The 14383-nt window shown below is 43.1% G+C and carries 12 protein-coding genes; 4 read left to right on the top strand and 8 right to left on the bottom strand.

Annotated elements, in window-relative coordinates:
• From BLQ87_RS15080 to BLQ87_RS15070, 3 genes are all read left to right on the top strand, one after another.
• A partial coding sequence (locus BLQ87_RS15080) for a T9SS type B sorting domain-containing protein (RefSeq protein ID WP_176832995.1) occupies positions 1-909 on the top strand: 909 nt, incomplete at its 5' end.
• Positions 910-944: 35 nt separating this feature from the next.
• Complete coding sequence (locus tag BLQ87_RS15075) at positions 945-1835, top strand: PorP/SprF family type IX secretion system membrane protein (protein WP_074608234.1); 891 nt, start codon at positions 945-947, stop codon at positions 1833-1835.
• A 389-nt stretch (positions 1836-2224) separates the two neighbouring features.
• Positions 2225-4000 carry an aminopeptidase P family protein gene (locus BLQ87_RS15070; protein WP_074608232.1) on the top strand — a complete coding sequence of 592 codons (1776 nt, stop codon included), beginning with the start codon at positions 2225-2227 and terminating at the stop codon, positions 3998-4000.
• 343 nt (positions 4001-4343) lie between these two features.
• Here BLQ87_RS15070 and BLQ87_RS15065 read toward each other — a convergent pair whose 3' ends face one another.
• The 8 genes from BLQ87_RS15065 to BLQ87_RS15030 all read right to left on the bottom strand — a co-directional run bounded on the left by BLQ87_RS15065 (position 4344) and on the right by BLQ87_RS15030 (position 13077).
• The gene (locus tag BLQ87_RS15065) at positions 4344-5132 is read right to left on the bottom strand and encodes an SDR family oxidoreductase (protein ID WP_074608229.1); all 789 of its coding nucleotides are present in this window, start codon (positions 5130-5132) and stop codon (positions 4344-4346) included.
• Positions 5133-5139: 7 nt separating this feature from the next.
• Positions 5140-5973: an amidohydrolase family protein gene (locus BLQ87_RS15060; protein WP_074608227.1), complete on the bottom strand. Its 834-nt coding sequence runs from the start codon at positions 5971-5973 to the stop codon at positions 5140-5142.
• Complete coding sequence (locus BLQ87_RS15055) at positions 5960-6817, bottom strand: fumarylacetoacetate hydrolase family protein (protein ID WP_074608225.1); 858 nt, start codon at positions 6815-6817, stop codon at positions 5960-5962. Before BLQ87_RS15055 ends, BLQ87_RS15060 begins: the two co-directional genes overlap by 14 nt.
• Before the next feature lie 10 nt (positions 6818-6827).
• On the bottom strand, positions 6828-7592 hold the full coding sequence (locus BLQ87_RS15050) for an SDR family NAD(P)-dependent oxidoreductase (RefSeq protein WP_074608223.1): 765 nt from the start codon (positions 7590-7592) through the stop codon (positions 6828-6830).
• Positions 7593-7601: 9 nt separating this feature from the next.
• The gene (locus BLQ87_RS15045) at positions 7602-9260 is read right to left on the bottom strand and encodes a UxaA family hydrolase (RefSeq protein WP_074608221.1); all 1659 of its coding nucleotides are present in this window, start codon (positions 9258-9260) and stop codon (positions 7602-7604) included.
• Between the two features lie 6 nt (positions 9261-9266).
• Positions 9267-9599 carry an L-rhamnose mutarotase gene (locus BLQ87_RS15040; RefSeq protein WP_074608955.1) on the bottom strand — a complete coding sequence of 111 codons (333 nt, stop codon included), beginning with the start codon at positions 9597-9599 and terminating at the stop codon, positions 9267-9269.
• Positions 9592-10848, bottom strand: a complete 1257-nt coding sequence (gene fucP, locus BLQ87_RS15035) for an L-fucose:H+ symporter permease (protein WP_074608219.1) — start codon at positions 10846-10848, stop codon at positions 9592-9594. Before fucP ends, BLQ87_RS15040 begins: the two co-directional genes overlap by 8 nt.
• Positions 10849-10932: 84 nt before the next feature.
• Entirely contained in the window at positions 10933-13077 is a 2145-nt protein-coding gene (locus BLQ87_RS15030) for an alpha-L-fucosidase (protein ID WP_083361891.1), read from the bottom strand.
• Positions 13078-13333: 256 nt separating this feature from the next.
• Here BLQ87_RS15030 and BLQ87_RS15025 point away from each other — a divergent pair, with 256 nt between their 5' ends.
• Complete coding sequence (locus tag BLQ87_RS15025) at positions 13334-14353, top strand: SDR family NAD(P)-dependent oxidoreductase (RefSeq protein WP_074608216.1); 1020 nt, start codon at positions 13334-13336, stop codon at positions 14351-14353.
• Positions 14354-14383: the final 30 nt, after the last annotated feature.

Below are 14383 nucleotides of genomic sequence, written 5' to 3'. Positions count from 1 at the left end.
ACCCAATATGGTTTCAGTCTGGAAAAAAGCTTTAACATCAGCATCAGCGATGTCAATGAAATCCCAACCCTGGATCCAATCAACAGCCAGACCATCTGTTATACCACGGCTGCCCAGAATGTAGCTTTAACAGGAATCTCTGCCGGTCCGGAAACGGCCCAAACCACCACCATTACCGCAACAAGCAGTAACAATAACCTGTTCCAGAACATCACTGCGACTAAAACCGGCAGCAGCGGAAACATCAGCTACCGTGTAAGAAGCGGCGCTTCAGGAACAGCAACCATTACCGTAACGGTAAAAGATAATGGCGGAACAGACAACACAGGTGTGGATACGTACAGCAGAACTTTTGTCATCACGGTGAACCCTCTACCTGTCATCACCATTGCAGCAAACATAGGAACCAATACCACAGCTTCAGGCACAGAAGTGAGTAAGGGAGAAACCCTGCAACTGACAGCAACAGGTGGCGTATCTTATGTATGGGCTGCCCATAGCAGCATCATCAGCGGACAAAACACGGCCACGCTAACGGTAAGACCAAGGGAAACCACGACTTACACGGTAACGGCAACAAATGGCAGCGGATGTACAGATACCCAAACCTTTACCGTAACGGTAGTGGAGGACTATGCGAAAGTGAAAGCCACCAATATTTTATCCCCTAACGGAGACGGATACAATGACAAATGGATGATTGACAACATCGATTTCTATCCGAACAATGAGGTGAAAATATTTGACAAGTCGGGCAGACCAATCTACAGCAAAAAAGGATATGACAACAGCTGGGATGGTACCCTGAACGGAACCGCACTGTCTGAAGGCACCTACTATTTTGTGCTGGACTTCGGTACAGCCCGTCCGAAATTCAAAGGCTTTATCACTGTAGTCAGAGAGAATTAAGATTAATCCGCTATTTAAAATAAAACATCATTAAGATGAAAACAAAATATAAATTCTTAGCATTAGTACTTATGGGTTTCACCATAAGTACTAAAAGCCAGGCACAGTTAAACCCGCTGGCAGCACAATATTACAGCAACCAGTACCTCATTAACCCGGCCTTTGCCGGCAGCACTGAAGGGATGAAAATCAACGCTGCCTATCGGAAACTATGGAGCAATGTTCCCGGTTCTCCACTTACCCAAAGCATCACCGGCGATTATGGGTTCAACAAAGTCGGAATAGGACTAAACGTTTATCACGAAAGTGCAGGTCTGCAAAGACAGACCAGAGTAGTGGGAAGTTATGCCTATCACCTGAAGCTCAGTGAAAAAAATGACCAGTTGCATTTTGGTGTATCCCTGGGTTTCATGAACCAGCGCCTGGAAACCAGCGATATCTATGGCAATCCAAATGATCCCATGGTAGGTCAGTACAACGACAGAAAGACCTATCTGGATGGCGATTTCGGAATCGCCTATACTTCCGACAAGCTAAGCGTGCAGGCATCCATCCCGAACCTGAAAAGCGTGCTTAAAAAGGATGTGATCAAACTTGCCGATGTGACGACCTTTTATGCCGCAGCAAGTTATAAACTGCACATCAGCGAAGGATTAGACGGACTGGACCTGGAGCCTAAAGTAGCTTACAGAGGTGTTAAAGGCTTTGACAACATCTGGGATGCAGGTGCACAACTGGAAATCGCCAATAAACAGGTGTTCATAATGGGCTTATACCACAGCACCGAAAGTGCCACCTTCGGACTGGGAATGGATTTCAGAAAGAAATACCTGGTTAGCGGAATGTATACCACACAAACATCTGCCTTGAGCGGATATACCAATGGCAGTTTTGAACTCAACCTAAGATTAAGTTTAGGTAAATAATCAATTTCCTTTTTAGGAAAACAACCCATTACCGGGGGAGGATTCAACAGGAATTCCTCCCCCGTTTTATTTAGCCCTAAAGCCATCCCTAATTGTAATTTCCTGTCTACGGGTAAATACTCCCTTTAAATCTCATTCCCCATTTTAGTTTCCTGACCGGCTTTACAAGGACGAGTTACAGGACCGTTATCCACAAAGAAAATATCCCACATTCAAATGACTACCTGCCACTTACATCGCAAACAAACAAAGTTATTCACAATTACTGTGGATAACTTTAACCCCATATCACAATCCTGAATTGTCCGAAAAAAAGATACCTGCCCATTTATACAGGAATTAAATTCCATAGATTTGCGTTAACGCGATTAGCTATTAAAAATTAAACCATGACATATCAGGAAAAATTAAGCGAGATACGTAAACAAATGAAGGCCGACAATGTACAGGCTTATATTATCCCTTCAGCAGATCCACATATCAGTGAATACTTACCCAACCATTACAAGTGTATTCCTTTTGCTTCCGGCTTTACAGGATCAGCAGGAACTTTAGTCATTACTCATGATTTTGCGGGCCTGTGGGCAGACTTCCGTTATTTTGAGCAGGCAACAGAACAATTGGAAAACAGCGGTTTTGAGCTGGTTAAACAAAAAATACAACATGCTCCGGAGTACCTTCAGTGGCTGGTTGAGAAGCTGGATAAAGGCGCTGTTGTTGCGACAAATGAAAAACTCCTTTCCATCCTTTTAGGAGATCTCTTTACGCAGCAATTCTCCATCAAAGATATCCAGCTAAGCGATAAAGATTACCTTAGTCCTATTTGGGAAAACAGACCTGCCCTACCTGCAGAAAAAGCCTTTCTGATTGAAGAACAACACATCGGACAATCTGTAGCATCAAAACTCTCTGAAGTAAGAGCGGAGCTTCAGAGAAAAGGCGCAGCCTATCACCTGATTTCTTCTCTTGACGATATGGCCTGGTTATTCAACATCCGTGGAAAAGATGTGAGCTACAACCCTGTTGTGCTTAGCTTTGCCTTAATAGGCCAGGATAAAGCCACCATCTTCATTAACCCTGATAAACTCAGTGCAGTTGAAAAAGAACAACTTGCGTCCAGTGGTGTTCAGGTGATGCCTTACGAAGACATCGAATCTGCGTTATCCACAATTCCTGAAAACACTTCTATATTCATTGATCCTAAGCGCAACTGCCTGGCCTTTGCAAAACTTCTGCCTGCCTCCGTAAAAGTGATCAAAGACACCAATCCTTCTACCAATCTAAAGGCCATTAAGAATGAAACAGAGCTGGCCAATACCCGTACCGCAATGGCGAAAGATGGAGTTGCCATCACCCGTTTCTTAAAATGGTTGTCAGAAAACATAGGTAAAATCACCATTACCGAACTTTCCGCCGCTGCTGAACTGCGTAAGTTCAGAGCTGCACAGGAAGGGTTTGTGGGCGACAGCTTCAATACCATCAGTGCCTATAAAGCGCATGGTGCCCTACCTCATTACGGCCCATCTGAAGAAAGCGATGTAGAAATAAAAGAAGAAGGTTTATTCCTGCTGGATTCCGGAGGTCAGTATTTTTACGGTACAACGGATATCACCCGCACCATTCCAATGGGAAACAATACTGAAGAAGAAAAAACAGATTATACCCTGGTATTAAAAGGAATGATTGACGGCTGTAAATTGCGTTTCCCTAAAGGAACCTGTGGTTATCAGATTGATGCCATCACCCGCAAGCCATTATGGGATTATGCCATCAATTACGGACATGGAACAGGTCATGGGGTTGGCTATTTCCTGAATGTTCATGAAGGACCTCATACTTTTAACCCAACTGCTGTTCCTGTAGCCATAGAGCTTGGAATGATCACGTCTATCGAACCCGGAGTATACCGACCAGGAAAACACGGTGTCCGCATAGAAAACCTCGTAAACACGATTAAAGACATCAGCAATGAGTTTAACGAATTCTATGCTTTTGAATCTTTAACCATTGCTCCGATCAGTACCGCTATTGTGCAAAAGGATTTATTGGAACAAGGTCAGTTAGATTGGCTGAATAGTTACAATGCGTTGGTATTTGAACGTCTAAGTCCACTTTTAAATACAGAAGAGGTGGCTTGGTTGAAAACATATACTGCCGCAATTTAGTTCCGGAGTATTGCCCGGAGAGATTAAATCATAAAAAGGTGTATATTATTCGAAGGCTGGAATCTTTTGTCCTGAAAAGGACAAAACTTCCTAAGGCCTTCTCACAACATACACCTTTTTATTTTTAATACTTTATAAAGCGTTACTGATTAAAGATAACCATCAATTATTTACCTGATCTGCTTAGCCAAACGCCCTTCCCCTTTCCTTCCCTCCATTACGAGAACCGCAATACAGGTTCTGCGTTTTGCAAAAAAAATCAAATGTGCTTAGACGACATCCAAATGTTTTGCCCTTCAGCGAAACATTTGGATGTCGTCTAAGCACATTTGATTTTTTTAAATTAAAGCGGGCTGATAGAGCGGTCGAGATGCACATACCCACCATCGACGTATACCAATTGCCCTGTCGTATGACTCGACGCCTCAGAAAGCAAAAACACTGTTGTATTTGCAATCTCTTCTGCCGTCGTCATTCTGTTCCCAAAAGGAATCTTAGCTTTTATAGAAGCCAGTTTCTCTTCAGGGTTAGGAATAGAATTGATCCAGGTCTGATACAATGGCGTATAACATTCTGCAACGATCACCGAGTTCACACGAATGCCATAAGGCAGGAGTTCAACCGCCCACTCTCTGGTTAACGCATTTCTACCCCCATTAGATGCCGCATACGCAGAAGTCCCACCTTGCCCGGTATCTGCTACTTTTGAACCGATGTTAACAATCGCTCCTTTAGATTTTTTAAGTGCCGGTAGTGCATGGTGTGCCATCAGGTAATAATGGATTACATTTTTGTGCAGGCTTTCCACAAAACTTTCATAGTTTCCGCTTTCCAGTCCTACACCATCATTGACACCTGCATTATTTACCAATCCATCAATTCGGCCATATTTCTCCAGAACAATTTTAATGGCTTCTTCACTGGCAGATGGATGAGTTAATTCGGCAACCAACTGAAAGACATTTCCACCTTCTGCGATAATATCATCTGCAAGGCGCTGGTTATCCGCTTCATTTCTTCCTACGATTACAGGTGTAGCCCCTTCTTTTGCCAGTAACCTTACAATAGCTTCACCAATACCTTTGGCTCCACCGGTTACGATGACTACTTTATCTTTTAATTGCAGATCCATTGATTGCTTATTTTAAGTTATAAAAGTGAGTTGCGTTTTCTCCCCAGAACAGGTTCTGTTCATTTTCAGAGAGTTTTGCAATATAATTTTCCATGACACTCAGCACCCTTCCATAATCCCCTGCAAGCAGGCAAACCGGCCAATCTGAACCATACATCACCCTTTTGGGACCAAAAGCTTCGAAGACTACGTCCAGATAAGGATTAAAATCCTTCGCTTTCCATCGTTTCCAATCTGCTTCTGTTACCATTCCGGAGACTTTACAGCTTACATTTTCATGTTTCGCCAATCGTTTGAGATCCTCTTTCCAGGGGCTGATGCTGCCCTCTTTGATTCCGGGTTTAGCGATATGGTCCAGCACGAAAGCCTGATCAGGAAATCTGCCTGCCAGTTCTGTTGCATATTTCAATTGGTGTGGATAGATCAGGATATCGTAGGTAAATCCGAATTCTTTCAGTTTACTGATTCCGTTTACAAATTCCGGCTTCAACATTAAGGCAGGATCAGCAGCTCCCTGAAGGATCTCTCTGAAGCCCTTTAGCTTTTCATGCCGGCTTAATACCGCCAGCTGATCAGAAATGTCTTTCGCCTGGAGGTCCACCCAGCCAACTACACCCTTAATAAAAGCATGTTTTGCGGCGTGGTTTAGCTGGAACTCATTTTCCTTCTGACTTTGATCTGATTGCACCACCACACATCCATCAAATTGATAATGGTCCAGGATGGGCTTCAGATGCTGGGGTAAGAAATCATCCCGGAGCACATCCATATCGTCTGTGATCCAGCTGTCTCTTACCTCGTCAAAGTTCCAGAAGTGTTGGTGGGAATCAATTTTTAACATAGTTCTTTACCTGCTGTCTGGAAGTTCCAAGTCCATCAATACCAAGCTCAACCACATCCCCTTCTTTAAGATATATTGGAGGTTTAAAACCTAAGCCTACCCCTGCCGGAGTTCCTGTAGAGATCACATCTCCAGGCAATAAAGTCATAAACTGACTTACATAAGCCACTACGAAAGGAACATTAAAGATAAAGTTGGACGTATTTCCGTCCTGCATTTTCTGACCATTTACCGTCAGCCACAGGCGAAGATTGTTCACATCAGCCAACTCATCAGCTGTGGCCATGAATGGGCCTAAGGGGGCGAAAGTATCACAACCTTTTCCTTTATCCCAGGTTCCGTTTCTTTCAATCTGGAATTCCCTTTCTGATACATCATTGTGTAACACATAACCTGCAACATAATCCAGCGCATCTGCTTCTTCCACATAGGAAGCTTTTTTACCGATGACCACTGCAAGCTCTACTTCCCAATCCGTTTTTACTGAATTTTTAGGAATGATAATGTCATCAAAAGGGCCGGTTAAAGCAGTCGTCGATTTCATGAAGATCACCGGTTCTGGTGGAAGTGGCGCATTCGTTTCCTTCGCATGATCCGCATAATTAAGACCGATACATACAATTTTTGAAGGACGTGCTACCGGAGATCCCAGGCGGGTATCCGCAGGTACTACCGGCAATTCCGTTTCATTCTCTTTCACAAAAGCAGACAATCTTTCCAGTCCGTTATTTTGAAAAAACTGCTCATTATAATCTTCGCCAAAGGCGGAAGTATCGTACCAAATATCGTTTATAATTACACCGGTCTTTTCCTGATCGGCGGCTCCCCATCTGATTAATTTCATTCTTGTGTTTTTAATTATTTAATTTAATAAATCCTCCATCAAGGGGATAATCATTTCCGGTAATAAACCCTGCTTCTTCCGAACACAGGTATAGTGCCAGTGAGGCCACTTCTTCGGGTTTCCCCATGCGTCCTACAGGCTGACTTTTCGATAATTTCTCAAAGATCTCCGCTTCCTGTCCGGCATAATTTTTAGCAATAAAGCCATCTACGAAAGGCGTATGTACCCTTGCCGGAGAAATGCTGTTGCAACGGATGCCATCAGCCATGTAATCCCGCGCCACAGAGAGTGTCATTGCAAAGATCGCCCCTTTACTCATCGAATAGGCAAAACGATCTGTGATCCCTACTACAGCCGCTATCGAAGCCATGTTTAAGATCACTCCTGATCCACTTTTCTTTAAAGCCGGAATTCCGGCATATAAACAGTTATAAGCTCCTTTTACATTCACGTTGAATACTTTTGTGAAGTCTTCCTCGCTCGTCGTATCTGCTTTACCGATATGGGCAATGCCCGCATTATTTACTAAGATATCAATTTCTCCGATCTGACTGAAAGTATTTACTACTGCTTCCTGATTGCTCACATCGCAACCATAAGCAGCAGCAACACCACCCGCGGCTTCGATCTCAGTTACCGTTTGTTGTGCCGCATCGGCATTCAATTCAATGATGTGCACTTTTGCGCCTTGCTTCGCAAAAAGCATAGAAATGGCTTTACCTATTCCACTACCTCCACCTGTAATAATTGCTGATTTTCCTTTTAAACTGAACATATTTTCTTGCTATAATGAAACGCCTCTTTTCCATGGGATAAAATCATCCTGGTTGAGCAATACTGCTTTTGGAGTAATTTCTCCGCTGGCAGCTTTGATACAATATTCCAGAATTTCTATTCCCATCTCTTCAATTGTTTTTTCTCCGCGGATGATGGCACCCGTATCGATATCAATGATGTCACTCATCCTTGTCGCCAGTTGCGTATTGGTAGCCACCTTGATTACCGGACATACCGGGTTTCCTGTTGGGGTTCCCAGACCCGTGGTAAACAAAATAAGGGTTGCACCACTTGCTGCTTTCCCTGTCGTTGCTTCTACATCATTTCCGGGTGTGCATACCAGACTTAATCCTGGTTTTGTTACCGGTTCCGTATAATCCAAAACATCCACTACTGGTGACGTTCCTGCTTTTTTTGCTGCTCCGGTACTTTTGATCGCGTCTGTAATCAGGCCATCCTTAATATTTCCCGGCGAAGGGTTCATATGAAAACCTGAGCCTACTGCATGTGCCTGCGCATCGTATTCCTGCATCAGGCGGATAAATTTATCGGCTGTGGGTTTATCCACACACCTGTCGATGATATTCTGCTCTGCCCCGCACAATTCCGGAAACTCGGCCAGCAAGACCTTAGCACCCAAAGCCACCAGCAGATCGGAAGTATAACCTACCGAAGGGTTGGCAGAGATTCCGCTAAAACCATCACTTCCACCACATTTCACCCCTACACACAATTCGCTCAGTGGCGCCGGGGCACGTTCTATTTTGTTAATTTCTGTTAGCCCTACAAAGGTTCTAAGAATAGCTTCTTTAATCAACTGTTCTTCACTCTGGCTTTGCTGCTGCTCAAAAATTAAGATGTTTTTATCGAATGCAGGATTTCTTTTCTTTACATCATTCAGCAGGTCTTGAGTCTGCAAATGCTGACAACCCAGACTTAATACTGTGATTCCGGCCACATTGGGATGATCTGCATAAGCAGCTAGCAGGTTACTCAGCAAAGCTGAGTCTTGCCTTGTGCCACCACAGCCACCCTGATGGTTCAAAAATTTGATCCCATCCACGTTTTTAAACGCCCTGTTTTTCGCAGGCTGGATTGCAGAAAGGCTATCCAGCTGGAAGGAATCAATGTTTTCTCCCTCATTAAAGGCGGTTAACAACTGATCTGTAAATGACCTGTATTTATCCGTTACCGCATAACCCAGCGTATGGTACAAAGATTCTTTGATCACATCCAGGTTTCTGTTTTCGCAAAATACTGTAGGCACAAACAACCAGTAATTAGCCGTTCCCACCCTGCCGTCTTTGCGATGATAACCATTGAAAGTACGGTTTGTCCAGGCCGAAACATCTGGTTTTTGCCATTGATAATTTACATCCCTGAAACTATAATCCTGCGAAGCATGATAGATGTTCTCGGTGGTCATCAGACCTCCTTTAAGAATCGGCGTAGTGGCTTTTCCAACCAGTACCCCATACATCAATACCTCGTCGTCTACCTTCAGGTCTGTGATAAAGAATTTATGTTTTGCACGGATATCATCCTGTAAGATGATCTGTGAATTGTTCCATTCGATGACCTGTCCTTTAGGTAAATCCTGTAAGGCTACCAGAACATTATCATCCGGATGGATTTGTAAAAAACTACTTTTAGTGCTTGCTGACATTACCCTTTATAATTGAAATATTTTATCCATCATCATCCATTTCTCACCAGGCTTAGCTCCCGGTACTGCCTGTTGATATTTCCACATTAATGTTTCCCATTCCTGTACTTTTTCATTTCCGGCATCCATTGCTGCTTTCTGCTCGAAACTAAAATCATCACTCACCACCATGATCATGAACAGGCGGTTACCTGTTCTGTAGATCTCCATATTCAGGATTCCTGAGGATTTGATGCTGTCTATAATCTCCGGCCAAACCGCCTGATGCATTTCCTCATATTCTGCGATCAGCTGATCATCCGCTTTCAAATCAAGCGTTAAATAATATTGCTTACTCATAACTTTTAATTTCATTCACCTTATGGCCTTTTATGCCAAACAGGAATACCACTACAAAACAGATTAAAGGGACAATATATCCCGCTTGAATATTGTGTGTCAAATCGCTGATATATCCCATTACCGGAGGTAATATGGCGCCACCAACGATAGACATAATGATTAAACTACTTCCAAATTTAGTATCCTTACCAAGGTCTTTAATTCCCAAAGAAAAGATCGTTGGGAACATGATCGACATAAAAAAGGCAATGCCTATTACTGCATACAACGCAATTGTTCCGCTCGATGTTATGGCTACGATACATAAAATGACATTAATAAAAGCATAGACAGACAAGAGCTTTCCTGCGCTGATGAACTTCATCAGGAAGGTTCCGAAAAACCTGCCCACCATGAAAGCCATTCCCATTCCATATCCTGCATATTTTGCCGCCTGCTGCTCATCTATTCCCGCCGCTTTGGTTGCATATAGGATGAAGAAACTGAATACACAAACCTGTGCACCCACATAGAAAAACTGTGCCGCAACAGCCCAGCTCAGGTGACGGTGTGCCAGGGCATGAAAGATCCCCGTTTTCTCTCCTTCTTTTTGTTCTGTTTCTTTAATCTCCGGAAGCTTTAAGAAAGCGAAGATGATCGCAATCACCAAAATGATACTGCCCAGAATCAGATAAGGCATTTTCACGCTAGAAGCTTCAGAAGCCAAAGCCACCTGTTTTGCAGACTCAGTCATCGCACTCAACTCCGTATCCGAATATCCTTTTGTCAGGATGATCTTCGCTCCGATAATTGGCGCAAGCGTTGCCGCCAGCCCGTTAAATGACTGTGCAAAATTCAGACGAAAAGTTGAGGTTTCCGCTGGCCCCAGTAAAGAGGCATATGGGTTTGCTGCAGTTTCCAGAATCGTCAGTCCGCAGGCAATGATAAAAAGTGCAATCAGGAAGAAAAAATATAGTTGTGTATTTGCCGCAGGGATGAATAAAAAAGACCCTATTGCAAATAACAGCAAACCAATGATGATACCTGTTTTGTATCCATACTTTTTCATGATAAATCCTGCAGGTAACGCCATCAGGAAGTAAGCAATAAATACTGCGGAGTCTACCAGTGAAGCCTGCAATGTAGAAAGGCTGAACGACTTCTTCAGGTGAGGAATAAGGATTGGATCAAGATTGTGCACGAAACCCCACATAAAAAATAGGGACGTGATCATGATGAATGGAAAAAGGTATTTATTTTTAGTCATTGGTTTAATTTTTTGGTTATCCAAAGGACGCGAATTATGTTACATTTTATTTTATGATTTTATCATATCATTAAATGATTTTGGCTACTTTCTATGCAATTTAAGGGCAACATTTGACAATCCCAGTGTAGTATGCGGAGATAAAGGACGATGCAGCTGCCAGCTAAAAGGATAATATTTTCCCTTTTCCATATTCAGCTCCGGCAACTCTTTATAGTAAACCTGCTGTTTTAAATTATTGTTGATTCCCAGGGTGATGTCTTTTTTATAGCCATTATAAAATTTAACCAGCAATTGGTTCTTACCCTTTTTCAAAGGCAGCAAGATCACATCATTCAATTTGGCTTCTTTAAAAGGATTGTTATGTTTAGCGAGGATTTCCCCGTTAAGCGTTACAATGACACCATCAGTGCTCGTTATTCCGGCCAGATAAGACTGATCTGCTTCAGAATTGATTTCCTGCATCAGATAGACGGCAGTCTCTGTTTCCGCAGCTAAGGTATACTGCTCATTATTTTTCCATTCCGTTTTCTTTGTCCAGATCTGGTCTGTATTCCGTCCCCACCCTTGCTTAGGATTTACGTTATGGATATCACCAGGAAATCCATCAATACCGGCTCCTGATGGTCCGGAAAGATAGATTGCTCCCCAGCCAATTGCTCCGGACTTTGGCAGCTCTTCTACGCTCCCATCAGAGAAAGAAACTGCAGAAACCTTTCCATTTAGCTCCAGATCGATCGTCTTCCCTTTTTCCTGATCTGAATAATAGATTCCCGGGATATACTTTCCGGTTTCCAGGGCTTGTAAGGTCCAGGATTCTTTAACAGTACTTTGGTATCTGGTATTGTAGTCAATTCCGGAATTGCTGTAATGCTTAAAAGCATTATGGGAATTAAGTACGATTTCCTCCTTGTTTAGTGCTACAATATTTGCAGGCGGAACCTGATATCCATTCACAAAGGTGATGGCAATTACTTTAAATTCTTTATTGATGTCAAGACCTGCCGGAACGGTAATCTTTACTCCCGACTGATCTTGCGAGAAAACAACTTTTTGTTTTGCTTCTCCAAGAACAGTTATACTTTTAATCTTTCCCTGAAGTTCCGGTAAGGTAATCTGTCCATTTTCAGGATTTTCCATTAGATGTAAAAAAATCTTGTTGGTTTTGCTCGTTAAGCTGCCCCATTTAAAGGAGACATGGAAAGGATCGGGATCAGCACCATAGATAGCTTCCCCGTTTTTATTGAGCCATTTTCCTATTTTCAACAGCACATCTTTTTCAAAATCTACCACGCTTCCATCTCCCTTAGGGCCAATATTCAAAAGAAAGTTTCCACCCCTGCTTACTACACGAATCAGGCTGGTTAGCTTTTCTCTTGTTTTCTCTTCTTCGCTTCCGCGATTCTGCCAGGAGCGATAGCTCCAGGTTTCATCAAAGAAAGACGCAGGAGACTGCCATGGCACGCCAATCGTATAATCCGGTTCCTGGTTATCCCCCATCACATTAAAATCGCCCATGTCATTTCCAATCCTGCTGCCGATCATACAGTCGGGCTGAAGGCGGTGAACCAAATCTCTTAATTCTCTACTTTCCGTTGCACTCTGGGAGCCCATATCAAACCAAAGCTCCGATACCGGACCATAATTACTCAACAATTCTGTAATCTGTTTTTTATTGTATTCCACATGCTCCGGAGTAATGTAATCCGAGTTGCTGCTCGAAATCGGTGAAGCCTGGGGATAATGCCAATCGATCAATGAAAAGTACAACCCGAAACGCAATCCCCCAAGTTTGCAAGCCTCAGAAAGCTCCTTTAAGACATCTCTTTTATAGGGCGTCGCATCTACTACATTAAAATCTGTGGTATTCGTTTTAAACATGCAAAAGCCATCATGGTGTTTAGAAGTGATCACAATAGATCGCATCCCTGCTTTTTTTGCCAGAGAGACAATAGAATCCGGATTCCATTTTTCAGGATTAAACCTTTTAGCGACTTTAGCATAAGTATCGCTATAGATCCCTGCATGGGCCTGAATTTGCTCACTTAATCCTTTACTTACCGGTTTTCCTTCCCAGACGCCACCCAATACGGAATAGATACCATAATGGATAAACATTGTATACTTCTGATCCTGCCAGGCTTTTAAAGCTTTAGGATCATGTTGTGAAAAACTAAAACTGCTCCAAAGCAGGAGCATGAACAGCAGGATGCCTGATTTATGTTTCATCGTCAATTCTATTTGGATTTAGGTGGTTCTTTTAAGACGTATTCAATTTAATTAAAAGCGGCTAATTCAAAGAAAGGAAATTGAAGGGTATAAAGTTTTCTGAATTTGTCAAATGATTAAGTGATTTTGGCAGGCATAAGATTGTTACCTCAATAATGCAAAAAGACCGGTCCTTAAAACAAAGCAAAATAGGTCTTTAAAACAAAGTTGAATACTTAAATCCCATCTACTTTTGTGTCAGCAAAATAATACTGACATGAAAAAGAACAACTATCAAGGCGTCTTACAGCAACCAATTGGTTCAGGATTTGACGCCACATCAACAGCGGCTGAGGTGATCAGAGGGATCAATCTCGCCGGAAAAATTGTAATCGTAACCGGTGGAAACGCCGGTATCGGCCTGGAAACAACCAAAATCCTCGCAGCGGCGGGTGCAACGGTGATTGTCCCTGCAAGGGATATGGAAAAAGCAAAGAAAAACCTCCAGGGAATACCCAACGTAGAACTGGAAAGAATGGACCTGATCAATCCGGATTCCATTGATGCCTTTGCAGAAAAGTTCCTGGCGTCAGGCAGGCCGCTTCACTTGCTCATCAATAACGCAGGTATTATGTGGGTGCCATTGCGCAGAGACAGCCGGGGCATAGAATCACAATTAGCCACCAACCATCTCGGACAGTTTCAACTTGCAGCAAAGCTATGGCCTGCGCTCAAAAACGCAAATGGAGCCAGAGTAATCAACGTTTCCTCCTTCGGTCATCAAATGTCCGCGTTCAATTTTGAAGACCCTAACTTTGAGCACCGTGAATATGACACCCTGCTCGGCTATGGCCAATCAAAAACGGCAAGCAACCTATTTGCCCTTGAACTGGACAATCGCGGTCAGGAATTCAACATCCGGGCATACTCTTTACACCCAGGTTCCGTTTATGGCACTGATCTTGGCAGAGAAGAACCCATAGCACTCTTCCAGAAGATGGGGACTTATGATGCCGATGGAATCATTAAAAAGGAAGTGGCCAGTAAATTAAAAACAATTCCACAAGGTGCAGCTACGACAGTTTGGTGTGCTGTAAGTCCTTTGCTCAACACCATTGGTGGAGTATACTGCGAAGACTCGGACATTGCAGCCCTGGACACTGGAGCAATTGAACACAAATACAATGAGCCTTCCACATTACGTGGCGTACAACCCTATGCGCTGGATGAGGATAGTGCTAAAAGGTTGTGGACATTAAGTGAAGAAATGACCGGACTTACCTTCCATACTCAATAACAATTTCCACATCAGCTTACCCGAAAGAAA

Source organism: Pedobacter steynii (genome assembly GCF_900103665.1).
Lineage (GTDB): Bacteria > Bacteroidota > Bacteroidia > Sphingobacteriales > Sphingobacteriaceae > Pedobacter > Pedobacter steynii.
The sequence above is the reverse complement of the archived record's forward strand: the minus strand, read 5'-3'. Positions and strand labels throughout refer to the sequence as shown.